21 protein-coding genes and 2 tRNA genes are annotated in these 23,939 nt (G+C 61.6%); 16 read left to right on the top strand and 7 right to left on the bottom strand.

Features of this window, described 5'->3' with window-relative positions; all coding sequences use genetic code 11:
* Nucleotides 1-301: 301 nt before the first annotated feature.
* Genes ABT23_RS12225 through ABT23_RS12215 form a run of 3 tightly spaced genes read right to left on the bottom strand, consistent with a single transcriptional unit; the run spans nucleotide 302 to nucleotide 2,815 of the window.
* Nucleotides 302-1,123, bottom strand: coding sequence for an abortive infection family protein (locus ABT23_RS12225; protein WP_296635670.1), 822 nt, complete (start codon nucleotides 1,121-1,123; stop codon nucleotides 302-304).
* 28 nt (nucleotides 1,124-1,151) lie between these two features.
* A complete protein-coding gene (locus ABT23_RS12220; protein WP_296635667.1) occupies nucleotides 1,152-2,435 on the bottom strand; it encodes a hypothetical protein in 1,284 nt (427 codons plus the stop codon).
* 29 nt (nucleotides 2,436-2,464) lie between these two features.
* Nucleotides 2,465-2,815, bottom strand: coding sequence for a helix-turn-helix transcriptional regulator (locus ABT23_RS12215; RefSeq protein WP_296635664.1), 351 nt, complete (start codon nucleotides 2,813-2,815; stop codon nucleotides 2,465-2,467).
* Nucleotides 2,816-2,869: 54 nt separating this feature from the next.
* Between ABT23_RS12215 and ABT23_RS12210 the strand changes: the two genes are divergently transcribed.
* From ABT23_RS12210 to qatD, 5 genes are all read left to right on the top strand, one after another.
* The gene (locus tag ABT23_RS12210; RefSeq protein ID WP_296635662.1) at nucleotides 2,870-3,280 is read left to right on the top strand and encodes a lecithin retinol acyltransferase family protein; all 411 of its coding nucleotides are present in this window, start codon (nucleotides 2,870-2,872) and stop codon (nucleotides 3,278-3,280) included.
* Between the two features lie 161 nt (nucleotides 3,281-3,441).
* Nucleotides 3,442-5,376: a Qat anti-phage system ATPase QatA gene (qatA, locus tag ABT23_RS12205; RefSeq protein WP_296635660.1), complete on the top strand. Its 1,935-nt coding sequence runs from the start codon at nucleotides 3,442-3,444 to the stop codon at nucleotides 5,374-5,376.
* A complete protein-coding gene (gene qatB / locus ABT23_RS14815; protein WP_366366783.1) occupies nucleotides 5,376-6,260 on the top strand; it encodes a Qat anti-phage system associated protein QatB in 885 nt (294 codons plus the stop codon). Before qatA ends, qatB begins: the two co-directional genes overlap by 1 nt.
* On the top strand, nucleotides 6,257-7,624 hold the full coding sequence (qatC, locus tag ABT23_RS12195) for a Qat anti-phage system QueC-like protein QatC (RefSeq protein WP_296635655.1): 1,368 nt from the start codon (nucleotides 6,257-6,259) through the stop codon (nucleotides 7,622-7,624). The genes qatB and qatC overlap by 4 nt, the downstream gene beginning before the upstream one ends.
* Nucleotides 7,625-7,637: 13 nt before the next feature.
* The gene (gene qatD / locus ABT23_RS12190; RefSeq protein WP_296635653.1) at nucleotides 7,638-8,387 is read left to right on the top strand and encodes a Qat anti-phage system TatD family nuclease QatD; all 750 of its coding nucleotides are present in this window, start codon (nucleotides 7,638-7,640) and stop codon (nucleotides 8,385-8,387) included.
* A 240-nt stretch (nucleotides 8,388-8,627) separates the two neighbouring features.
* Here qatD and ABT23_RS12185 read toward each other — a convergent pair whose 3' ends face one another.
* Both ABT23_RS12185 and ABT23_RS12180 read right to left on the bottom strand, forming a co-directional pair.
* The gene (locus tag ABT23_RS12185) at nucleotides 8,628-9,542 is read right to left on the bottom strand and encodes a nucleotidyl transferase AbiEii/AbiGii toxin family protein (RefSeq protein ID WP_296635650.1); all 915 of its coding nucleotides are present in this window, start codon (nucleotides 9,540-9,542) and stop codon (nucleotides 8,628-8,630) included.
* A complete protein-coding gene (locus ABT23_RS12180; RefSeq protein WP_296635648.1) occupies nucleotides 9,539-10,276 on the bottom strand; it encodes a type IV toxin-antitoxin system AbiEi family antitoxin domain-containing protein in 738 nt (245 codons plus the stop codon). The genes ABT23_RS12185 and ABT23_RS12180 overlap by 4 nt, the downstream gene beginning before the upstream one ends.
* 421 nt (nucleotides 10,277-10,697) lie before the next feature.
* Here ABT23_RS12180 and ABT23_RS12175 point away from each other — a divergent pair, with 421 nt between their 5' ends.
* The 10 genes from ABT23_RS12175 (at nucleotide 10,698) to ABT23_RS12130 (ending at nucleotide 22,194) form a co-directional block, all read left to right on the top strand.
* Nucleotides 10,698-11,942: a TIGR03862 family flavoprotein gene (locus ABT23_RS12175; RefSeq protein WP_296635646.1), complete on the top strand. Its 1,245-nt coding sequence runs from the start codon at nucleotides 10,698-10,700 to the stop codon at nucleotides 11,940-11,942.
* Nucleotides 11,926-13,584 (top strand): NAD(P)/FAD-dependent oxidoreductase, encoded by a 1,659-nt coding sequence (locus ABT23_RS12170; protein ID WP_296635643.1) that lies wholly within the window; start codon nucleotides 11,926-11,928, stop codon nucleotides 13,582-13,584. The genes ABT23_RS12175 and ABT23_RS12170 overlap by 17 nt, the downstream gene beginning before the upstream one ends.
* A 109-nt stretch (nucleotides 13,585-13,693) precedes the next feature.
* A complete protein-coding gene (locus ABT23_RS12165; protein ID WP_296635642.1) occupies nucleotides 13,694-14,050 on the top strand; it encodes a helix-turn-helix domain-containing protein in 357 nt (118 codons plus the stop codon).
* Nucleotides 14,047-14,520, top strand: a complete 474-nt coding sequence (locus ABT23_RS12160; RefSeq protein WP_296635639.1) for an ArsI/CadI family heavy metal resistance metalloenzyme — start codon at nucleotides 14,047-14,049, stop codon at nucleotides 14,518-14,520. The genes ABT23_RS12165 and ABT23_RS12160 overlap by 4 nt, the downstream gene beginning before the upstream one ends.
* A gap of 30 nt (nucleotides 14,521-14,550) precedes the next feature.
* Entirely contained in the window at nucleotides 14,551-14,982 is a 432-nt protein-coding gene (locus ABT23_RS12155; protein ID WP_296635637.1) for an arsenate reductase ArsC, read from the top strand.
* A gap of 17 nt (nucleotides 14,983-14,999) precedes the next feature.
* Nucleotides 15,000-15,497 carry an arsenate reductase ArsC gene (locus ABT23_RS12150; RefSeq protein ID WP_296635634.1) on the top strand — a complete coding sequence of 166 codons (498 nt, stop codon included), beginning with the start codon at nucleotides 15,000-15,002 and terminating at the stop codon, nucleotides 15,495-15,497.
* A gap of 28 nt (nucleotides 15,498-15,525) precedes the next feature.
* On the top strand, nucleotides 15,526-16,614 hold the full coding sequence (gene arsB, locus ABT23_RS12145) for an ACR3 family arsenite efflux transporter (protein WP_296635631.1): 1,089 nt from the start codon (nucleotides 15,526-15,528) through the stop codon (nucleotides 16,612-16,614).
* Nucleotides 16,615-16,630: 16 nt separating this feature from the next.
* Entirely contained in the window at nucleotides 16,631-17,071 is a 441-nt protein-coding gene (locus ABT23_RS12140) for a hypothetical protein (protein WP_296635628.1), read from the top strand.
* 13 nt (nucleotides 17,072-17,084) lie between these two features.
* A complete protein-coding gene (locus tag ABT23_RS12135; protein WP_296635625.1) occupies nucleotides 17,085-18,008 on the top strand; it encodes an MBL fold metallo-hydrolase in 924 nt (307 codons plus the stop codon).
* 178 nt (nucleotides 18,009-18,186) lie between these two features.
* Nucleotides 18,187-22,194 carry a DUF1631 family protein gene (locus ABT23_RS12130; RefSeq protein ID WP_296635622.1) on the top strand — a complete coding sequence of 1,336 codons (4,008 nt, stop codon included), beginning with the start codon at nucleotides 18,187-18,189 and terminating at the stop codon, nucleotides 22,192-22,194.
* A gap of 54 nt (nucleotides 22,195-22,248) precedes the next feature.
* Here the strand turns inward: ABT23_RS12130 and ABT23_RS12125 are convergent.
* Nucleotides 22,249-22,324 (bottom strand) — tRNA-Thr (locus ABT23_RS12125).
* Nucleotides 22,325-22,354: 30 nt separating this feature from the next.
* Complete coding sequence (gene gltX, locus ABT23_RS12120; RefSeq protein ID WP_296635619.1) at nucleotides 22,355-23,758, bottom strand: glutamate--tRNA ligase; 1,404 nt, start codon at nucleotides 23,756-23,758, stop codon at nucleotides 22,355-22,357.
* Between the two features lie 110 nt (nucleotides 23,759-23,868).
* Between gltX and ABT23_RS12115 the strand changes: the two genes are divergently transcribed.
* A tRNA-Val gene (locus ABT23_RS12115) sits at nucleotides 23,869-23,939 on the top strand.

Below are 23,939 nucleotides of genomic sequence, written 5' to 3'. Positions count from 1 at the left end.
TGGACGCAAGCGGCCAACCGCAGGGCAGGGCGCGCAGCCCTTGACGGCGAGAACGGCGTGGTACGTTGAAGGGAACAGCAAGGCCGCCCCTCCACACACCCACTACCTTAATGGCAAGCGGAGCGCGCAGGCCCGGTGGGCCGGAGGCGTCAGGGATCAAAGCCGAATGGCCGCGATTCGGCGCGAGGCGCGGGGCACTGCCCGCGAGCCCGACGGCGGCAAAGCCGAGACGCCTAGGATTGGCCAACAAGATTCACTGCACAGTAAATATTGCTGTTTTGTCGAATATCGATCGGACAAACTAGAACGTCAAATCGTCATCAAGTACCGCGATCGATTTCGGCGCAGTCGCGTGTTTCGTTCTGGCTTCGAGCGATTTGATGAAACGGATTGAACTGGCAACGTGGTTAAATATGAGTAGGCTTTCCTCGTAGTTGAGGATCGGGTTGTCATGCGCGAGGCTCTTGTTGTTGCGAACGTCATTAAAGGCTTCGAGCACCGAGATGCTGGACTTCAGGATGCGCTCGGTCATCAACGATTCAAGACGACCCGCGTCGCGCAAGCGTTTGACATACTCACCGAAGATGCTGTGCAATGCTTTGTCGCGGTTGATTTCAACGCCACGCTGTTCGCACAGCGTGCGCACGTACTTGATGACGAACGTGTGCAGCCGATCCAGGGCAGCTTCGGGCTGGTTCTTCTCGATCGCCTCGCGTACGTGTTGAGCGACGGTTTCGAAATCGCGTTCATCGGCTGTGGCGGTCAGTGCGTCTATCTCGGCGACGGGCGTGTCGCGCATCATGCGGCTGGCGATCTTCCAGCAATCGTCGGTCAGCTCGGTCAATCCCGGCTCGTCGCCCAAACAGTTCTCAGCCTGACCGTACAAGATCAGTGCCTGGATGACTTTGCCGACCAGATGGTTTCCTTCGGCCGTCCAAAAACCGCGCAGGCGGTTGGCTTTGGATGTGCCGCGCTCACGATAGACCGCGGCATCGATGTCACGGCGCGTATGCTCCTCGAAAAACTCGCTGAACGTGCGGTCCGAGAAATCGAGCACGTAACCACTGCCCATGCGGAATAGCCGCTCCAGCTTACGTCGCTCGATTGAAGACAAATCGGCCATGTGATCTCCGTAGGCAGTTAGACATTGGTCAGCCAAACTCTTCGACCATGGCGTTGCCGCGCTGCAGGTCGGAAACCACCTTCATCAATCGATTGATCGGCTCGGCCAAGCGTTTTGGCAATACGCGGTGCTGCGTGTGGATGTTCTGGTCGGCAATCCAGCGATGCGCGATCCAGACATCCTCCTCGGGATGGTTGTTGTCCACACCGTTGCAGTACTTGTAGCCCACCAGGGCATCGGTATGCGACAACAGTAGCCGTGCCATCGTCATGTGAAAGCGATGGGCCTGTAGGTCTGCGGGGTTCTTGGGGCGTGGGACCGTGAGGCGCAAGCATTGATGGTTGTTGAACTGCTCCCAATCGGGACCGACCACTTGGCCGGCGCGCTCCAGCATCTTCCGGGACTGTTCGCTCTTGCCGTTGACGATGGCGACGGCTACTGAGCCGCTCGGATAGTCCAGTGTCTTCGCCAGCAGGTTCATCCAGTTCACCAGCTTGCGCAAGGTGGCATCGTCCGCAAACACCAGGTACTGGTGACGCTGTTCGCTATCCAGAAATGTCGGCAACTTGGCATAGAGCGGATACAGCAGATCGTGCAGATAGACATAGGTTTGCCTGCGGCCCTGCTCATGGTTGCGCGTCGTAGCGGTCAATGCCCGTTCGGCCCACTGCGCATTGATGTCGTCCATCGTCATTTCGGAGATGTCGATGGAAATGAGTGCAAAACCCAGTGATTTGCCGATCAGGGCTTTTCGCCCGTCGAAGGCGTGTCCCAGTTCGATTTCAACACCACCGAGCACTATGGGCTCGGTCTGGATCGGCGGCCCAAGTACCGCGATGTCGAGACGAAACCGACTGCCGAAGGGTGTATCCAGTGGGTGTTCGGTAACGATCTGATCGGCGCCGAGTAGCAGATTGCCTTCTAAAGGATAATCCGATGCATCGGCGTCCTTGAATGCCCAAGGCATCACAAGACCAGCCACAAGCCTGCGTGCCAACTCGGCGGCGATCAATTCTTTAGCGCGCCGGTGTTCGGGGCTCTCATTCACGGCACGCTGGCGGCCGGTCTCTTCCTCTTCGAACTGCGTCTTGATGTCATAGGTCTTCTCGGCGGGCAGTTGGCGGAAGTGGGAGCGCCTACGTAGCTTGCCATTTTCGAAGGAGGGGCTTACCCAGGTCACCATCTGCTGCATGGCACCAGGTGCGACCAAGGGCCACAGTTTACGGGCGTGCTCGCGGCTTCGGACCTCGCGCGCGGTGATGCGTGTTTGAAAGAGACCTTTTCGGGAAAAGACGACGACCGCTTCATCCATAAGCGAACTGCCTCTTCGTACGCATCTCGCTATCTGCTGCTCAATAGAAGGGCCGCGAGCAGGCCCAAGCCTATGGCGACGGCCGCGGGGTTGTTGGGCTTCTCAGCGATGACGTCAACTCCTTGCAAACTCAACTGTGCTTCATATTGATCTGCCAAGCTCAAAACTTGCGCAGGTTGAAGGTGCAGTTGTGTGCTGATGTTCCGTAACTGCGACAGATTGAGTACTGATTCGCCGGACTCAAGCCTCGAATAAGCCGATTGCGAGAGGCCAAGCGCCTCCGCGATGGCACCTTGCTTGAGGCCCCTAATCTCGCGTTGCTGCGCCAGTATCTTGCCGACCAGAGCGGGATAGGTGACAACCGGCCGTGGCTGGGGCATTGACTTCCTGTGCATGTATGCGTTTAATGCAAATATGTTTAACGAAAGGATATCATGATCCACACCAATATTCAGCAAAATATCTGGGAGCTTCCAGCCGGTACGGTCATTCGTGTACGCCATGATTGGTACGACCATGTGGGGTTGCTCGGTGACCACCCCATCGTGGGCGAGAGAAGTGTTCTAGCGTTTTCGGCCAAAGAGCAGGGCTTTGTGGAGCAGGCGTTCCACGCGTTCGCGCAAGGACGCCAGGTGAGGGTCGAAGGCTATCCAGGGTTGCTTCCGCCAGCTATCGTCATGCACCGTGCCCGGTTGAAGCGAGGGCAGGCCTATTCATGGGTCGATTTCAACTGTGAGCACTTTGTTCATTATGCGCACGGATTGCCGATGAAAAGTCCTCAGCTGCGACAATGGGCGTTCTTGGGGAGTGTGCTTAGTCTTCTAGTTTTCGCAGCACGCGTTTGATGCGCAAGACGCATGGTCGGGAGCCCAACGGCAAGAACGACCTGATATGGTGAGGGGTCAGCAAGACCAAGTGTATCGCGCTGGCCCGCAGGCACGGTCGCGTTCTTGCGACCAAAGAATGTCATTGCCGGCGCGATACTGGATGAACAGGGAGGAGACGAATGATCCTGACCGACAACGAAACCAAAGTTGACCTGCTGAACAACGAGGCCATTGCCACCACGATCATCGGGCTGCTTCGCGCGAAGCCCGACCATCCGGTGACGATCGGCGTGCACGGCGACTGGGGTGCGGGCAAGTCCAGCGTGCTCGAAATGATCGAGGCTGGCTTCGCGAACCAGGACGATGTCCTGTGCCTCAAGTTCAATGGGTGGCGCTTCCAGGGCTTCGAGGACGCGAAGATCGCCTTGATCGAGGGGATCGTCACGGGCTTGGTCGAGAAACGTCCGGCACTGAAGAAAGCGGCGGTGGCCGTCGAGGATGTCTTCCGTCGCATCGACTGGCTGAAGATCGCCAAGCGGGCCGGCGGCTTGGCCCTGACCGCATTCACTGGCATTCCGACGCCCGAGCAAGTCGGAGCCATCGTCGGCTCGCTCGAAGCGCTAGTGGCAGACCCTGCCAAGCTCGTCACGAAAGAAAACCTCTCGACAGCCATCGACGAGGCGAAGGCCGTGCTGAAGCCGGGCGAGTCCAAGAATGTGCCGGAGGAAGTGGAGGCCTTCCGCAAGGCGTTCGACCAGCTCCTGAAAGATGCAGGCATCAAACAGCTCGTTGTCCTGATCGACGATCTCGACCGCTGCCTGCCCGACACCGCCATTGAAACGCTCGAAGCCATCCGGCTGTTCGTGTTCACCGCGCGAACGGCGTTCGTCGTCGCGGCCGACGAGGCGATGATCGAATACGCGGTGCGCAAGCACTTTCCCGATCTGCCCGACAGCACCGGGCCGCGAGACTACGCCCGCAACTACCTCGAAAAGCTCATCCAGGTTCCGTTCCGCATCCCGGCCCTGGGAGAGACCGAGACGCGGATCTACGTGACGTTGTTGCTGGCTGGCGCCGAAATCGGCGAGAACGACGCAGACTATGGGGAGCTGATCGCCGTAGCGAGGGAAAAGCTGAAACGGCCTTGGACCAGTGGCGGTCTGGATGCCGCGACGGTCAAGACGGCGCTCGGCAAGCAGGCCGAGAAGGCGAACAATGCGTTTGCACTCAGCGACCAGATCGGCCCCATCCTGGCGAGCGGCACAAGAGGCAACCCGCGCCAGATCAAGCGCTTCCTCAACACGCTGTTGTTGCGCGAGCGCACTGCGACTGCACGCGGTTTCGGCGACGACATCAAGCTACCCGTGCTCGCGAAGCTCATGCTCGCGGAACGCTTCATCCCAAGGTTGTTTGAGCAGATCGCGTTCGTCGCGGCGGTTCATCCGCAAGGGCTGTGCGAAGAACTCGAAGTGCTGGAGAAGAGCCTTGCGGCGGCTGACGACAAAGATGCTGAGCCGAAGGGGCAGAAAGCCGCCGAGCCCACACCCGCACCCGACAACGCTGTGTTGACTGAGTGGAAGTCGTCGGAGGCGGTGCGCGACTGGGCGCGCCTCTCGCCGAAGCTGTCGGGACTCGATCTGCGCCCCTACCTGTTTGTGACAAAGGACAAGAAGGACTACTTCGGCCCGGTGTCGGTTCTGGGCCACCTGGCTGGTGTGGTCGAGAAGCTGTTCGGCGGCAAGATGACCGTCCAAGGCTACGAAGCCGAGTTGAAGCAACTCGTGCAGCCCGAAGCCGAGAAGGTGTTCGAGGCCGTGCGCAGCAAGATCATGAGTACGGGCACCTTCGACACTAGGCCGGCGGGCGTCGATGGCCTCACCGTCCTTGTGAAGGCGCAGCCCGGCCTCCAGAGCCGGTTGATGGACTTCCTGGAGGCACTGCCAAATGGTAAGTGCGGGCCTTGGGCTGTCAGCGGCTGGCAAGGCGTCATCAAAGACACCGAATGCGCTGCTCGCCTGACGAAGCTGCTGGGAGACTGGAGCAAAGTCACCAGCAACCCTGGCCTCAAGACCAGCGCTGAAGCGGCGCTTAAGGACCTGAAGGGAGGGCGTTAATGGGAACCTCGACAGCTTACGGCGGCCCTGGCGGCGGGACACCACTTGTTCCGTCATGGCTGGGCGACGCTGGTAGCGGTGACGCCTCTGATGCCCCTCCGGGCAATGGTGCAGGACCGGACGGCCAGCCGCCTGCAGACGGTGCTGCGCCGCCAGTGCCGCCGAACCGCGCGCCTATTCCCAGGACAGCGGACCCGCAACGCTTCTCTGGCGCTCGTAACAACTTCACGCGATTCGCTAGCTCCGGCGGCAATGATCGAGCCAGCCTGGGCCGCGCCGTCTCCAGGTACGTCTCAACATCCGCGGGGGGCTCGCGCCAAGCTGCCCAACGCATGGGCGCCTCTCGGGGGGCCGGCGCGCGGCTCCTCGGCTTCCTGGCCGATGCGCAAACGCGGGGTGTGCGCGAGGCGTTGCGTGCCCTGGACCTGGAATCGTTGGCAGGTCGCCCGATCACTGAAATTTTCGTGGGCCTAGCCGACTACATCTGCCCAGGCGCGGGCACGGTCGATGAAGGCATCGCCCGCGAGGCCTACATCGAGACCATTGTTGAACTAGCGAGTGAAGGTCTCACCGACCTGGCCACGTTTACCCCGGATCAGATGCAGACGGTTTTCGAACTGTATGCCACACATGCGATCGAGGCGCGCATCTGCAATGACATCGGCACCAAGGCCGTGACCATGCCGACAGATGCGCAGACTGCACACCGCGTCGAGCAGCAGTTGCGCGACTTCATCCGAGGCGGAGTAAGCGACGCGCTCACTCGTGCCAGGGCCGAGACACCCAATCTCACGCCTGAACGGATTCAGGGCTTTGTGGACGCCGTGTACGAGTCTGCATTTGCAATCTTGCAGACCCTGGGCGATGCGGAGGCCAACCAATGAAGCGACAACTCCTGGCAGGGCGCTTCGGCCCTGACGACCGCTTCGATGTGATGGCGGGTGCCGATGAACAGCGGACTTACCTACAACTCGTCGCTGGCGAAAAGTCCTTGGATCACGGCATCGGCGGCGCGCTCACCAGCCTGAAAAAGATCGGCGTATTTCCATCGGAAATCGGCATCGACCTGCTGGTACTGGCCGCCCATGTCCATGCGGCCGACACGCGCATCTCTCGCGCCGAGCAGTCGCAGGATTCGTGGACACGCGAGATAAGGCTAGTCGTGCCGGTCAGCGACCCGGCTCGCTGGGGCGTAGCAGCGCCGACGCTCAAGAAGTCTCTCGACTTCTTGACGGGCGATCGCTGGACGATCGGCTTCAGGGCGCGTCCAGATCGGTTCGCGACGATCACTCAAGCATCGCCTCCGAGCCTGATCGCTCCTCCCTTTGATTCCGTCAGCCTGTTCTCAGGGGGACTAGACAGCTTGATCGGCGCCATCGACTTACTGGAGGACGGCGCTACGCCATTGCTGATCAGCCACTTCGGTGAAGGTTCAATCAGCGACGCGCAGGGCAAGTTGTTCACCGGCTTGAAAAAGCACTACGCCAAGTCGTCTTTCGAGCGGCTGCGTGTCGGCATGACCTTCAAGAAAGGCCTCGTGACAGACGTTGGTTCGGAAGACAGCACGCGCGGTAGGTCGTTCCTGTTCTTCGCGCTCGGCGTGTTCGCAGGCACTGGGCTGGGGTGCCGTTTTGTCCTGCGTGTCCCCGAGAACGGGCTGATCGCTCTGAATGTGCCCTTGGACCCTCTGCGGCTGGGCTCGAACAGTACTCGCACCACGCATCCTTACTACATGGCAAGGTGGAACGACCTGCTCGCCGCACTTGGCATCGACGGCGAGATCCGGAATCCGTACTGGGACAAGACGAAGGGCGAGATGGCCGCAGCCTGCCGCAACCAGGCCCTCTTGAAGAAGCTGGCAACAGATTCATTATCGTGTTCGTCCCCTGCCAAAGCCCGATGGCTAGGACATGGCATCGAGCACTGTGGCTATTGCCTCCCATGTCTGATCCGCCGCGCAGCGTTGACGGCAGCATGGGGGACGACTAAAGACCCGACGACGTATACTGTGCTCGACCTTCATGCGCAGCCTTTGGACACACGCCAAGCGACCGGAGTACAGGTCAGGTCGTTTCAGTACGCGATCGAGCGCTTGAAAGGGAAGCCACAGCTCGCAAACCTCTTGATCCACAAACCCGGCTCGCTTGCGGATGAAGCCGCGCATCTGGATCAGCTTGCCGATGTCTATCGGCGCGGCCTTGCCGAGGTCGCACGGCTCATCGACGGCGCCGTGGCGAGACCGAGCTGACGAGGGTGCGTGCATGATCGCGACCGCCGGCCTCGTGGATTTCCACTGCCACCTCGATCTCTACCCGGACCATGCCGCGGCGGTTCGGGATGCGGAGGCGGCCGGTGTGTTCACGTTGGCGGTGACGACGACACCTCGCGCCTGGCCTCGCAATCACGAACTCGCGCAGCGCACGAAGCATGTTCGAGCGGCGCTGGGGCTGCACCCACAGTTGGTCGCGGAGCGTGAAAACGAGATCGAGCTATGGGACCAACATCTTGCCGAGACCCGCTACGTCGGCGAAGTCGGGTTGGACGCTGGCCCCCGATTCTTCAAATCGCTCGATGCGCAGAAGCGTGTGTTCCAGCATGTGTTGCAGCGTTGTGCACAGGCTGGCGACAAGATCATCACGGTCCATAGCATCAGGTCGGCCAAGGCGGTACTCGATCTTGTCGAGGCGCATCTACCGCCCGAGCGCGGAAAAATTGTTCTTCATTGGTTCACGGGAACAAAGAGCGAGGCGAAGCGCGCGTTGGATTTGGGCTGCTACTTCTCGATCAACGTGGGAATGCTGGGCAATGAGAGGCACGCACCGATGGTGCAGGCTATCCCCTTGGATCGGATGCTGACGGAAACCGACGGTCCTTTCACTCACATTGGCGACAGGCCTTCGCGGCCGACCGATGTGGTAAGCGTCGTCGAGGAACTGGGTCGTTTGCATGGGCTGCCTGCGGGCGACGTGGCCAGGCTTATCTGTGACAATCTGCGGACGCTGCTTGTGTGACTGTGCCTACGCACAGGAACGCGCCGAAAAACCTGGCCGCAGTTTCAAGGAGTGGCGCATCTACCGCATGAGCGATCACCTGCCAATGTGGATCGAGCTGGGTATCGACGATGGTGACGCCTATCTAGACTCTTTGAAGTGATCGGTCAGGTAGAGGCGCGCAGTATCCGCAGGCCTTGGGGTTAAACGTGCGTTTACGTCCTGACGGTTCCAGTCGTAAAGATGGGCGGTGGTGGTGATCTACTGTAGCCGATTGGCCAACATCTCGATCTGTTCGGCAAATTTCCGCGGGCTCTTTTGTCGCAGCTGTGACAGGTTTTGCAGCTTCCAACGGATGCCGGGAAGCTGATCGAGGTGCGCGATTCCGAGCAGCGGCCACTGCGGATTCCCCTCGACCAGCGACAGCAGGAAACCGCGTTCGCCCGCATCCAACCCGCTCTGCAGCTCCTGCAACATGCGCTCCCGCGCGGCTACCAAAGCGGCGAGTTCCACTGGCTCGGTGGTCATGCCTTTGAAGTTTCGTTCGTATTCCTGCTCGATGTTGCGCAAAGTCGGGAACAGCACCTCATGCACCGGTCGGTTGTGACCGGCCAGGTAGACCACGAATGCGCGCCGGATGCCTGGAGTGATACCTTCATGCGCAAGCAGCTGCATCACGTCGAACAGGTCGCGTGGATGTTGCCTGTCCATTGCGGCGACGAGTTTTCCACCGTACACATCTTCCAGCGATACCACTGGAAGCTCCAGGTCGGCCAGCAGGCTCTCGCGGGCGGCAGGCGACAAGGGCGCGGAGCGCACAGGATTGACGGTGCCGCGCATCACGAAATTGACTTCGACCTTCACCTCGATGCTCCCGCGTCGCACCAATAACTTGGTTTCGCCGACGTCGGGCGCCGCGAGCGTGTGGGTTTGAAACCCGCGTGCTCGCAGGCGCTCCGTGGCTTGTCGGATAGCCTCGTTGATGCGTGCCAATGCCTCATCACGAGGCTGGCTGTAATCTGGAAACACCAAGTCCAGATCCACTGATAGGCGAGGCATGTCGCGGATGAACAGGTTGATTGCCGTGCCGCCCTTGAGCGCGAACATCCCATCCGAAAAGACGAGCGGGGCAACTTGGACCAGTAGACGTGCGGTGTCGAGGTAAAGCTGGTTCATGGCTTGAGCACAAGCAGTCCGTCGGGAGAGCGTGATACCCACGCTCGGCCGCTGCCGGTGGGCAGCTGAGTCACATCCAGCTTGGCGACCCAGGGCAGCGTGAGTTCGCGTCCAAGCCGCAAGCACAGGCGCACCGTCTTAACGCTGGTGCAGCGTTGCAGCAAGTCACTCAACACATCGGCGCGCAGACTATAGGTGCTCTCGGCGAGTTCACGTGCCTCCTGCAGTGGCTGACGCACGCCCACCTCACTGAGCACCTCCAAAAATGCGCGTTCGGGCGTCGAGACTCGGGGCGCGCCTTCGCGTTTCTCGAACGGTCCCGCATGGTGCGGATCGTTCGGCGGTTCATTGAACAGGCGCTTGCGGTGGTATTCCGCCGGAAAACGCTCGGTGAACCAGTCGGGGAGACGGGCGGTTGACCAGCCGTAAAGATGCAGAATGGATTGCTGCGACAAATATTGCCGCACGCCATACCAGTCGAGAGCCGACTTGCCGCCAACATGCAGGCCTTCGATGGAGCGCTGCATCAGTACCAGACAGGCATGAAGATTGAGCGTATCGTTGGGGCGGCGGTACACCCCTCGCGCCAACCGGGAAAGCCAACCGGCGCGCGCGTAGTGGACGGCCAGGTCCGCAGAGACACCCAATGCCGCCAAGTCCTCCGATGTCAGGGGGGTTCCAGGCGCCCACTGCCGGTAGAGGGAATTTAACTTGGTTCTTTCAGTCGTAGCCATGTTACGATATTTACCACTTTTATAAGTGATTGCCAAGCTTTGTTTGGACGCGTTAGTCGTAGTTGTGCTACGATAGCGACAAATAATCCAAAGATGCGGGCTTGCCGGTTCGCAGCGATAGTTGACGATTGATGGGCTGGAGTAGCCGCCCGTCAGACCGAGTCCATCTCCCGCACCCGCAAAAGCACTTGTTTTTGGACGGTAAAACTGACGGTAAATAATGATGATGAGAACACAAAAATCTATTATCCACGCGGGTTTCCAGAAACCGGAAACAATTGAGTGGGAGTAAGCCTTTCAAGGCGTTGGGCGAGAACTCCCGCGTAGCGGGGATCGACCCGGCGAGGAAGGCTGCCCGCGACGCGCTAACCGTCGCCATTCGACACGCTTTCAGAGCGGGCCCTTTCGAGCCCCGCAACCCATGTCAAATGTCGCTGTAATTGGTGGCGGCCCCGCCGGCCTGATGGCGGCCGAGATCCTTTCACAGGGCGGCGTGCAGGTCGACCTCTACGACGCCATGCCATCATTCGGCCGCAAATTCCTGCTGGCCGGTGTGGGCGGTATGAACATCACCCATTCCGAGCCATTCGACGCGTTCCTGTCGCGCTACGGGGCGCGTGCGGCTGACATCCAGCCACTGCTCGGAGTCTTTTCCCCTGCAATGCTACGTGAGTGGATCCACGGACTGGGGGTCGAGACCTTTGTCGGCTCGTCAGGCCGCGTTTTTCCCAAGGAGATGAAGGCCGCGCCGCTGTTGCGTGCATGGTTGCATCGCTTGCGCGAATCGGGGGTGCGTTTCCATGTGCGTCATCGCTGGCTGGGCTGGGTCAACGATGGCGCACTGCGTTTCGCAAGCCCTCAGGGTGAGCTGAACGTATGCGCCAACGCGGCGGTGCTGGCGCTCGGCGGCGGCAGTTGGGCGAAGCTGGGATCAGATGGCGCGTGGGTGCCGCTGCTGGAACAACGCGGTGTCGAGACCGCCCCCTTACTGCCGTCGAACTGCGGTTTCGACGTGGCGGGCGGCTGGAGCGAACATTTGCGTAGCCGTTTCGCCGGCCAGCCGCTGAAAACCGTGGCATTGTGCTTCAGCGATGCGGCCGGCCATGTACATCAGCGCACGGGCGAACTGATGCTGTCCGACACCGGCGTCGAAGGCAGCCTAGTCTATGCCCTGTCGGCGCCGTTACGCGACACGATTGCTGCGCAGGGCGCGGTTACGGTGCAGCTCGATCTGGCGCCCGACAAGCCGCGCGAGCGGGTCATCGCCGAAGTCGCCCACCCACGCGGCGCACGTTCACTGTCCAGTCACCTGCAAAGTCGCGCTGGCATCAAGGGTGTGAAAATGGCGCTGCTGCGCGAACTGCTGCCGATGGAACAATTGAACGACCCGGTGAAGCTCGCCCACGCGATAAAATCGCTGCCGCTTACGCTTAGCGTACCGCGCCCGCTCGATGAGGCGATCAGCAGTGCAGGCGGCGTGCGCTTTGAGGCGCTCGACGACGCGCTGATGCTGCGCAAGCTGCCCGGTGTGTTCTGCGCGGGCGAGATGCTCGACTGGGAAGCACCCACCGGCGGCTATCTGCTGACAGCCTGTTTGGCCAGCGGCCGCGTGGCGGGGCAGGGCGCTTTGAATTACTTACGTACACACCATGCTGCGACTGACTGAACTGAAACTTGCACTCGACCACCCGCCCGAGGCCTTGCGTGCGGCGATCCTGAAGCGCCTCGAACTGGCGGAGAACGATCTGCTCGGTTTCAGCATCTTCAAGCGCAGCTACGACGCGCGCAAGAAACACGCGCTGCTGCTGGTCTACGCGGTCGATGTCGAAGTCAAGAACGAAGCGGGACTGTTGAAGAAATTTCGCAGCGACCGTCATGTCGCGCCGACGCCGGATATGGCGTATCACTTCGTGGGCCATGCACCGGATAATTTGGCGGAACGTCCGATCGTGGTCGGCTTCGGCCCCTGCGGCATCTTCGCCGCGCTGGTACTGGCGCAGATGGGTTTCAGGCCTATCGTTCTGGAGCGCGGCAAGGCGGTGCGCGAGCGTACCCAGGACACCTGGGGGCTGTGGCGCAAGAAGGTGCTCAACCCGGAATCCAACGTGCAATTCGGCGAGGGTGGGGCAGGCACGTTTTCCGACGGCAAGCTCTACAGCCAGATCAAGGATCCCAAGCATCTCGGGCGCAAGGTGCTGATCGAGTTCGTCAAGGCGGGGGCGCCGGAAGAAATCCTCTACGTGTCGAAACCGCACATCGGCACCTTCCGTCTGGTCGGCATGGTCGAGACCATGCGTCACGAGATCGAGAAACTGGGCGGCGAGATTCGCTTCCAGCAGCGCGTCGCCGACGTGCTGATCGAGGATGGCCCCAATGGTAAAAGCATTCGCGGCGTGACGCTCGCCAGCGGCGAAACGCTGCGCAGCAACCACGTCATTCTCGCGCTCGGCCACAGCGCCCGCGATACCTTCGAGATGCTGCATGCGCGGGGCGTGTACATGGAGGCCAAGCCATTTTCCATCGGCTTTCGCATCGAACATCCGCAATCGCTGATCGACAAGGCCAGGCTGGGCCCGAATGCGGGCAATCCGTTGCTTGGCGCGGCGGACTACAAACTGGTCCATCACGCGAAGAACGGCCGCTCGGTGTACAGCTTCTGCATGTGCCCCGGCGGCACGGTGGTGGCGGCGACGTCCGAATCCGGCCGCGTGGTGACCAATGGCATGAGCCAGTATTCGCGCAACGAGCGCAACGCCAATGCGGGTATCGTCGTCGGCATCACGCCTGAAGACTATCCGGGCGGACCGCTGGCCGGCATCGAGTTGCAACGCAAGCTGGAGTCGCGTGCGTTTGAACTCGGCGGCGGCGGCTACGAGGCGCCCGGTCAGCTGGTCGGCGATTTTCTCGCAGACAAGCCGTCCATCCGGCTCGGCGTCGTCGAACCTTCCTACAAGCCAGGCGTGCATCTGACGGACCTGGCCTCGGCGCTGCCGGATTACGCGATCGAGGCCATCCGCGAGGCGCTGCCGGCGTTCGACCAGCAGATCAAGGGCTTCGCGATGAAGGATGCCGTGCTGACTGGCGTCGAGACGCGGACCTCTTCGCCGCTGCGCATCACCCGGGGCGACGATTTTCAGAGCCTCAACGTCAAAGGCCTGTATCCGGCGGGCGAAGGGGCGGGTTATGCCGGCGGCATCCTGTCTGCCGGCGTGGACGGCATCAAGGTTGCCGAGGCAGCGGCGCGTGACATGCTCGGTCTGGAATCGGCGGAATCTGGCGCGCAATCGGGACCCGGCTGCGGCTACTGAGCCGGCGTTCGGAGCCAGGCGAACCGCCCCTCGACCTTCCCGCAAGCAGTTTGAAAAAATGGGCGGATGGTGCTTGCTTTTGTTTCCATGCTTCAATTAATATTGAAATATGGAAACAAAAGCCGTCGTTACCGCTTTGGCAGCCCTGGCCCAGGATTCACGCCTGGCCATCTTCCGTTCCCTGGTCCAGGCCGGCCCGGCCGGCCTCGCCGCCGGTCGCATCAGCGAACTCACCGGCATTCCGCCATCATCGCTGTCGTTCCATCTGAAGGAGTTGTCGCACGCCGGCATGGTGGATTCGCAGCCGTCCGGACGCTTCGTCATCTACACCGCCAACTTCACAACCATGAACGCGCTGCTCGGCTTTCTTACCGAGAACTGCTGCGGCGGCAATCCCTGCTCGCCGGTCTGCACGCCAGCCTGCGAACCCGAACAATCCCGTGCCACCGAAAAGGAGCCAACATGAAACGCCTCCATGTACACGTCGCGGTCGACGATCTGGCCGCCAGCATCAAGTTCTACTCTGCGCTGTTCGCCGCCGAGCCCTGTGTCGCCAAGGACGATTACGCCAAGTGGATGCTTGACGATCCGCGGGTGAATTTCGCCATTTCGGCACGCGGCGCCACACCCGGACTCAATCATCTAGGCGTGCAGGTCGAGTCTGCCGACGAACTGGCCGAGATGAGCGAACGCCTGCAGAAGCTGGACACCGAGGTGGTGGAGGAAATGGGCACCGCCTGCTGCTACGCCAAATCGGACAAATACTGGGCGACCGATCCGCAGGGCATCGCCTGGGAAACCTATCACACGCTCGACAGCATTCCCGTGTTCGGCGGGCAGCAGGAAGGCGAATGCTGTGTGCCTGAGCCCGTCGTGGCGAAGGTTCCCGGTTGCATCCCGGTCAAGGCTAAACCGACCACAGGCGGTTGCTGCTGAGTTTCATTTTTTACAATCCAAGGACCCATCGTGGCTGAAAAAAACTACACCGTACTGGTGCTGTGTACCGGCAATTCCTGTCGCTCGCAAATGGCAGAAGTGCTGCTGAACCATGACCTTGCCGGCCAGGTGCGCGCGCTGTCCGCCGGTACCCGCCCGCAGCCGAAAGTGGCCGACGGCGCCATCGCCGCGCTGAAGGCGGCGGGTCTCAAAACCGATGGCCTGCATCCGAAGGACATCGACGCCGTGATGAAAGAGGACATTGATCTGGTGGTCACCGTATGTGACAACGCCAAGGAAGCCTGTCCGATCTTTCCGAAACCTATTCCAGCCATCCACCTGCCGTTCCACGACCCGCACGGCGAGCCGCTGGAAAGCTTCCTCGCGGTGCGAGACGACATCCGTACCCGGCTGGTTGCGGCCGTGCGCGAGAAGCTCGGCCTGCAAACTGCTGTAGCCTGAATCGACGGGACGCTGCCATGGCCGAACCGGTCTTCAACGTATTGTTCCTGTGCACCGGCAACTCGGCGCGTTCGATTCTCGCCGAGTCATTGCTCAACCAGTTGGGCAAGGGACGCTTTCGGGCATTCAGTGCCGGTAGTCGGCCGGTGGGGCGGGTCAATCCGTTCGCGCTGGAATTGTTGGAGAAAAATCATTTCCCGACCGGCGAGCTTCGCAGCAAATCATGGGACGAGTTCGCGCAGCCCGATGCGCCGCCTCTCGATTTTGTCGTCACAGTATGCGATAACGCCGCAGGCGAGGTCTGCCCGGTATGGCCGGCACAGCCGATGACCGCGCACTGGGGCATCCCCGATCCGACTGCGGTCGAAGGCAGCGACGATGTCAAACGTCATGCCTTCGTCGAGACGATGAGCCAATTGCAGCGCCGTCTCTCCGCTTTCGTCAGCCTGCCGTTCCATACGCTCGACAACATGAAGCTGCAACAGGCCGTACGGGATATCGGGCGGACGGTATGAGCGCGCCAACTTTGATGGAGTTCGCTCAATGAGCGCACAGTGCGAAGTGACCGGCAAGCGCGCCGCTGGTGCGCCGATGAGCGTGTTCGAGCGTGGGCTCACCCTGTGGGTGGCATTGTGTATCGTGGCCGGCGTGCTGCTTGGCCAGCTGCTGCCGGCGCCGTTCCAGGCGCTGGGGCGTATGGAAGTGGCGCAGGTGAACATTCCGGTCGGCCTGCTGATCTGGGTGATGATCATCCCCATGCTGATGAAGATCGACTTCGGTGCCCTGCATCAGGTAAAGTCGCACTGGAGGGGTATCGGCGTCACGTTGTTCGTCAACTGGGCGGTGAAGCCGTTCTCCATGGCGCTGCTGGCCTGGCTGTTCATCCGCCATCTCTTTGCGCCCTACCTGCCGGCCGAGCAGCTCGACAGCTACGTCGCCGGCCTCATCCTGCTGGCTGCGGCACCGTGTACCGCGATGGTGTTCGTGTGGAGCCGGCTGACCGGCGGCGACCCGTATTTCACCTTGTCGCAGGTGGCGCTCAACGACACCATCATGATCGTCGCCTTCGCGCCCATCGTCGGCCTACTGCTCGGCTTGTCGGCAATCGTGGTGCCATGGGACACATTGCTTACTTCGGTGGTGCTATATATCGTCATTCCGGTGGTGCTGGCGCAGCTGTGGCGCAAGATCCTGCTCAAGCGCGGGCAGGCAACATTCGACGCGGCGATGGCGCAACTCGGCCATGCCTCGATCCTCGCGCTGCTGGCCACCCTGGTGCTGCTGTTCGCCTTCCAGGGCGAGGCGATCATCGCGCAGCCACTGATCATTGCGCTGCTGGCCGTGCCCATCCTGATCCAGGTGTTCTTCAACTCGGCGCTGGCCTACTGGCTCAATCGCAAGGTGGGCGAGAAGCACAGCGTTGCCTGTCCGTCGGCGTTGATCGGTGCGTCCAATTTTTTCGAGTTGGCGGTGGCGGCGGCAATCGCCTTGTTTGGCTTCCAGTCGGGCGCGGCGCTTGCAACAGTCGTCGGCGTGCTGATTGAGGTGCCGGTGATGCTGCTGGTGGTGAAAATCGTCAACCAGAGCAAAGGATGGTATGAAAGCGGCTTGCCTGCGCGACGGATTCAATAACATTCAATGGGATGCCATGCCTAAATTCCTGCTTGCACCGCTTGTTCTCTCCGGACTTCTGGTCGTATCCCATGCCCTTGCCGAAGGCGACGGCCGTATCGCGGTCGAGATGCCGGCGATGATGCAGGATCACATGCGCGCGAACATGCGCGACCATCTGCTCTCCATCAATGAAATCCTGGGTTTGCTGGCTGCCGGGAAATACGATGCCGCCGCCGATATTGCCGAAAAGCGCATTGGCATGAGTTCGCTCGAAGCACACGGGGCGAGCCATATGGCCGGCTTCATGCCGAAGGGTATGCAGGACACGGGTACGGCCATGCACCAGGCCGCCAGCCGCTTTGCCGTGACAGCCCAGGAGGCCGGTGTGACCCGCGATCTGCCTCGTGCCCTGGACGCGTTGAATCAGGTCACCATGCAATGCGTGGCCTGCCATGCCGGCTATCGTCTGAAATAGGAATTTGTTGGATATGCGTGCGCTGTTCACACCACTTCTCATCGTTCTCACCCTGATGACCCCTGCCGCCCAGGCTTTTCAGCTCAAAGCCGAACGTGTTGTCGACAATGTCTACGCCCTGATCGGCCCGCTGGGTCAGCGCAGCGCCGACAACGATGGGCTCAATGCCAATTTTGGTTTCGTTGTCACGCCCGAGGGCGTCATTCTGATCGACACCGGGGCCAGCCGCCTGGGCGCCGAGAGGATCGCGGCCACCATCGGCGAGGTGACGGACAAGCCGGTGCGCTGGGTCATCAATACCGGCAGCCAGGATCACCGTTGGCTGGGCAACGCGTTTTTCGCCGAAAAGGGTGCCAAGGTTATCGCGCTCACCCGAACCGCCGCTACCCAGGCCGAATTCGCGACGCAACACATGGCGTCGATGAAACGCTTTCTCGGTACGCGCATACAGGGTACGAGGCCGCTGCCCGCACCCAACACCCTCGCGGGCAATTCGGCTACGCTGGAACTGGGAGGCGAAACGCTGGTGCTGGCCTACACCGACGCGCATTTTCCAGGCGACGCCTGGGTCTGGTTTCCCAAGCGGCGCGTGATGTTCGGTGGCGACCTGGTCTTTGTGGATCGTCTGCTGGGCGTGCTGCCCTGGTCGAGCGTGAGGAACGGTCAGCGGGCCTTTCGCGAACTGGTTGCCCTGCAACCGGTGCACATCGTTCCCGGTCACGGCCGGGTCTGCGATCTGACGCAGGCGCAGCGCGAGACCGGCGACTACTATGACTTCCTGGCCGACAAGGTGGGGGCCGCCGCACGCGAAATGGAACCGATGGAAGCGACCCTGGACCGTTATGCCGACCTGCCTGCGTTCAGTCGCCTGGAGAACTACGGCGATCTGCACCGGGCCAACATGAATCGCGCATTCACCGAATTCGAGTCGCAGTAACTCGGGATAATAGACGGACGGCCGCCGCATGCATGACGGCCGAGCAACCGCTGGCGGCCGGCGCCCTCGTTTCTTAAAGCCTTCTGACTTTTATCCGTAATTACACGTAGCGGTTTAATAGCATCTTGCACCGTGTTTGCGGAACATGCGGTTGTCCGATGGTTCTGCGGATACTTGCATGCTGCATCCTTCGGCTCGCATGGCCAGCTTCAACCCTACAAAGATAATGGCGCATTCAACTTTCGGAGTGGTCGGCAAGGAAAAACGGCGTTTTGCGCGGCAGCCTACGTTGCAGACCGCGCACGTCCGGTTCGGCGAAGGTCCGGCCATCCCATCCGAGATTCGGGACTACTGCCAGAACGGCCTGTACGTGGCTTTTCTCGAGGAAGGAGTACAGGACGCTGCACTGCCTTCGCTGGTTGGAACGTCGGTACGGGTGGAATTCTCGGTTGCCGGCTCGGCAACTTACGGATGCAATGGCCGTGTCGCTCGCGTTTCCCCCGGCGGGATCGGAGTGTTCGTTGCGGCCATGCAGGAAGATGCGCTACATGCCCTGCGCAGGGCGAACGCGCGTCTGGTCCAAACCCGCCCCACCCAAGGCAGCGTCAAGCTGAACCCACATCAGACACAGGCACTGCAACAGGAATGCACCAATCTCTTCCGCAGCTTCCTCAATGCCGTGATGCAGGATTTTTTCCAGTGGGCGGTGGAGCGTCTGGGCCAGGCGGGACAAGACGAATCCAGTTTCCTGGAACGCTCGCGCTACGACTACGGTGCTCAGGAATTGATGCAGCGCCGCAGCCGGATCGAGGACGACTTCTACAATGCCATTCGTGATCGCATACAGGATATCGGACCCGTTCAGGAAGCGTCCTGCGGGGCGTCCGCAGACAATCCGCTCGCCCTGGTCGAGGAAGCGGAATTCGAGGACTGGTTGAATCTGTCGTCCGTCATCCGGCAGGTCGAGGCGGACGTCGCCCTCCCGCTGGGCACGTTTGAACAGCGCTACAGCCTGTTGGCCGGCATTCCGATCGACCGGAAGAACAATCCTTTCGGTCCGGAGATGATTGGCCGTACCTTCCAGATCGCCATTCAGGGACTGGATTTCTCCAACCCCATGCGAACGGTTCTTTACAAAGCGCTTGGGCAGGCCATATCGGGTCATGCCGCGGCGCTTTACCAGCAGCTCAACCAGACCCTGATTGCCCTGCAGCCTGCTGAAACGGTCAAGCCTGCACACGCATCCGGCTCCGGGGCATCCATGTCCAAACCGCCGGCAGCCGCAACACGCAGTGACGGCAGCGCCCGGCCCAAGCCGGATCTGGCCGAGATCGCCGATACGCTGAATGCGCTGTACAAGCAGGACCAGACCGGCATTGCCCAGACGCCAGAGAGCGCCGAGTACAGCCTGGATCGTATTCTGGCCGGCCTCGAGCAGACCCAGCGGCGCACCTCGCAAGCGGCGGTGAGCCTGCTGCCGGCACAGGCTCCCTATCCGGGTGGCGCCGCCATGTCGCAGGCTGTGCGCCCCGAGGTACTGCAGGTGGTGAACCGTCTGCAGCAGGCAGCCCGGCAGCTGGCCGGCCGTGTGGAACCGTCGCCGCAGGCCAACGGGACGCAGCACAATGGCGGCGCTGCGCTGCCGGAGGCCCGTTTGCGCGATCTACTGCTTGCCCTGGATGGCCTGCCGATGGCAGGTCAGCCGGCAGCCGGCATGCCATCGTTGGCCGATCAACTCGCCGCGCGTATCGCCTCTGCCGGGGGAAATGCCAGCCGGCTGGCATCGACCCACCGGCAGATCCTGGATACCACGGCCGATCTGTTCGCGCGGGCGCGGGCGGATGTCGTCCCCCGTTCGGATATCGAATCGCTGGTGAAGCGGCTCGAACGCCCGCTGCTGAAGCTGGCATTGCAGGATACCCATTTCCCCAATTTGCCCGATCACCCGGCCCGCCAGGTACTCGATCTCATCGAGCAGTACGCGGTGGCGGCAGACGACAAGGGCAGATTCTTCGATACCAAGCTGCAGCGGTTCCTCTATTTGCTGGTAGACCGCGTATGCAGCCAGGCCGACAACGACCCCGGCATTTTCGAGATGGTTCGCGACAGTCTCGAGAAAGTGCTGTTACCGATCCTGCAGATTCGCAGGACACGAGTGGCGCGTCTGCAGGAAGCCTGTGAGGGCAAGGAGCGGATTCGCTCGGCGCGTACCCGCGTCAACGCGGCGCTCGAGCAGCGCCTGGCCGGACGAGAAGTGCCCGGCATGCTGCTGCGCCTGCTGGATGCCGGCTGGCGCCAGTATCTGGTGTTGCTGGAGATGCGCCAGGGCGCGCAGGGCGATGCATGGAATGCGGCGCTGGCCGTGCTCGACCAGTTGTTCGAGCGGTTCGATCCCACGCCTGCGGATACACCGCGCAGCACCGAATCGGCGCAGACGTTGCTGGCTGAAATCGAGCGCGCCCTGGCAACGGTCAATGTGGATGCCAAACTGCTCGCTGCGTTCATGAACGAACTGGATGCCAGCCTGACCGACGGCGCAACGCAACCTGTTCCGGGACGGGCAATGGTTCGGGTGCCCCCGGGCCGGCTGGCCTCGTCGGGCGAACGGGGCGTCGTGCCCGCGCATCGCCAACTGGCGGATCGTCTGCGAGTGGGCGACTGGTGGGATTTCAGCGTGGACGGCAACCGGATACCGATGCAGCTCATCTGGATCAGCCAGCCGCCCGCGAACTGCACCTTTGCCAACCGATCTGCTACCAGCAAGACCGATTTCACCCTGGCCGAACTGTCCCGGCAGATGCAGCGTGGTACGGCCAAGCCGGGCAAGGATCTGGACCTGCCGCTGATCGAGCGTTCGGAGCAGTCCCTGTTCGACGATACCTATCAGAGCGTGATGCAACAGGCCATGCACGATCCGGTGACCGGACTGCTCAACCGCAAGGGCTTCCTGCAGCACCTGAACCGGATGGCGATACCGGACCAGGCGGACAGGACCCATGCCGTCGGCATCATCGAGTTCGACCAGTTCCGCATGATCGTCAACACCTGCGGCGAGGACGTCGCGGAAAAACTGACCCGCAGCCTGGCCCGCGAAGTCGGGGCGCATATCGGTCCCGATGCCGTACTGGCCTCGTTTCGCGACGACACCTTCGCGCTCATGCTGCCCAACTGCAAGCGGGTCGAAGGCTGCAGTGCCATCGACAGTCTGCTCGACCGGGTGAAGGACTACTCGTTCCAGCACGGGCAGCACAGTTACAGCATTGGCTTCAATGTCGGCATCACCGAGTTTGCCCCGGACCGGTTCAGCGCGGCCGAGGCGATCCGGCGCGCCGATTCGGCCTGCATCACGGCAAAATCGCAAGGCCGCAACCGGATGCAGATCTATGACCAGGCCAGCCCCCAGTTGCAGTCGCAGGAATCCTTGATGGATTGGGCGGGCCGGATCGACTCCTTCCTCAAAGGCAGCGGGCTGCACCTGCGTTGCCAGCAAGTGATGCCGCTCGTCGGGGGTAACACCCGGCTGCCCTATTACGAGGTGCTGCTGGGGATCGAAGGCGAGGGCGGGGTGGAAATCCTGCCAGGGCATTTCATCCCGGCTGTGGAGCGGCTGCAGCGCGCGCATGAGGTGGATATCTGGGTGATGCGGAACGTGTTCGAATGGATCGCCGCCAACCGGTCGGAGTTTGCCTCCGTCGGGGGATTCGCCATCAACCTGTCCGCCACGTCGCTCAGCAATCCCGAGGTGATGCGCTATCTGCAGGAGATGCTGCCGGTCAGCGATTTCCCCACCGAGAAGATCATCTTCGAAATCACGGAAAGTGCCGCCATTGAAAGCTACGGGGCCGCGCAGGACTTCATCCGGGAAATACGCCGCTACGGCTGCAAGTTCTCGCTGGACGATTTCGGCAGCGGATTCACATCCTATGCCCACCTGAAGAATCTGCGTACCGATACCCTCAAGATCGACGGCAGCTTCGTCAAGGACATGATGCAGAATTCCAGCGACTTCGCCATGGTCAAGTCGATGAACGACATCGGCCATTCATTGGGGTTGCTCACGGTAGCCGAGTACGTGGAGTCCGAGACGACGCTGGAGGCGCTGCGGGAAATCGGTGTCGACTATGTCCAGGGCTACGCCATCCACAGGCCGTGTCGTATCGATGACATCCTGTCGATGGCAGCCTAGACGGGGAGGCCGGCCAGAAAAAACGCCGCTCATTGAGCGGCGTTTTTTTACAACTGGTGCCGGCGATCGGAATCGAACTGACGACCTTCGCATTACGAATGCGCTGCTCTACCAACTGAGCTACGCCGGCGAAAAACAGCGCGCATTATAGCGGAATCGGTCAGGCTTGTGCGGCCTGCAGACCGGCTTTCAGGCGTCCGACCACCTTGTCCTTGCCGATCAGCTCCAGGGTGGCATCGATCGCCGGGGTCTGTGGTTCGCCGGTCACCAGCACACGCACCGGCATCGCCAGTTTGGGCATCTTGAGGCCATGCGCGGCGAGCGTTTCCTTGAACGCGGCGCTGAGTGCGCTGCGTTCCCAGTCCAGGGATTCCAGCCGCGCAAGCAGGTCGGCCAGTGCCGGCAGCACCTCGGGGGTGACATGCTGGGCCAGCAGTTCCGGTGTGGGATGAAGCGTGCGGTAGAACAGCGTGGCGGCGTCGGCCAGTTCCTCGATCGTCGCGGCTCGCTCCTTGACCAGCGCGCACACGGCCGCGAGGTCGGGGCCGTCGTCCAGTCCGGCGCCGTTGCGGATCAGGAAGGGGCGCGTCAAGTCGGCGAGTCGCGCGTCGTCGGCCGCCTTGATGTACTGCTGGTTGATCCAGCGCAGCTTCTCGGTGTTGAACTGCGCGGCCGACGGCGTGATGTGGTCGAGGTCGAACCACTGCACGAATTGTTCGCGGCTGAACAGTTCGGCGTCGCCATGCGACCAGCCGAGCCGGGCCAGATAGTTGATCACGGCTTCCGGCAGGTAGCCTTCCTCGAAATACTGCATCACCGACACCGCGCCGTGGCGCTTGGAGAGCTTGGTGCCGTCGTCGCCGAGGATCATCGAAAGATGCGCGTACTGCGGCACGGTGGCGCCGAGCGCCTTGAGAATGTTGATCTGGCGCGGCGTGTTGTTGACGTGGTCATCGCCGCGGATGACGTGGCTGATCCGCATGTCCCAGTCGTCGACCACCACGCAGAAGTTGTAGGTCGGCGTGCCGTCGGCGCGCGCGATGATGAGATCGTCGAGTTCGGCGTTGGCGAATTCGATCGTGCCCTTGACCAGGTCCTTCCAGGCCACCGTGCCCTCAAGCGGATTCTTGAAGCGTACCACCGGCTGCACGCCGGCCGGCGGCACCGGCAGCGTCTTGCCGGGTTCGGGGCGCCAGCGGCCGTCGTAGCGCGGCTTTTCGCCGCGCGTACGCTGGGCCTCGCGCATCTCGTCGAGTTCCTCGGGGCTGCAGTAGCAGTAATAGGCCTGTCCGGCCGCCAGCATCTGTTCGATCACTTCCTTGTAGCGATACAGCCGCTTGGTCTGGTAGAACGGACCTTCGTCGTGATTGAGGTCGAGCCAGGCCATGCCGTCGAGAATCGCCTGCACCGCCTCGGGCGTCGAGCGCGCGATGTCGGTGTCCTCGATGCGCAGGATGAACTGGCCGCCGTGATGGCGCGCGAACGCCCACGAGAACAGCGCGGTGCGCGCGCCGCCGATATGCAGGAAACCAGTGGGGGAAGGGGCGAAACGGGTGCGGATCATGGCAGGGCCGGGCGGAAAAAGCGGCCATTTTACCGGACTGTGTTTAATGCGGCCGCTCGCCGCAAAATTGACCCCAGCCACTGGGTTGTGGTTTAATTCGCGCCGCTTCGGGGCAGTTAGCTCAGCGGTAGAGCATCGCCTTCACACGGCGGGGGTCACAGGTTCAAACCCTGTACTGCCC

The sequence above is a fragment of the Thiobacillus sp. SCN 63-57 genome (genome assembly GCF_001725555.1).
Taxonomy (GTDB): Bacteria; Pseudomonadota; Gammaproteobacteria; order Burkholderiales; family Thiobacillaceae; genus Thiobacillus.
The sequence above is the reverse complement of the archived record's forward strand: the minus strand, read 5'-3'. Positions and strand labels throughout refer to the sequence as shown.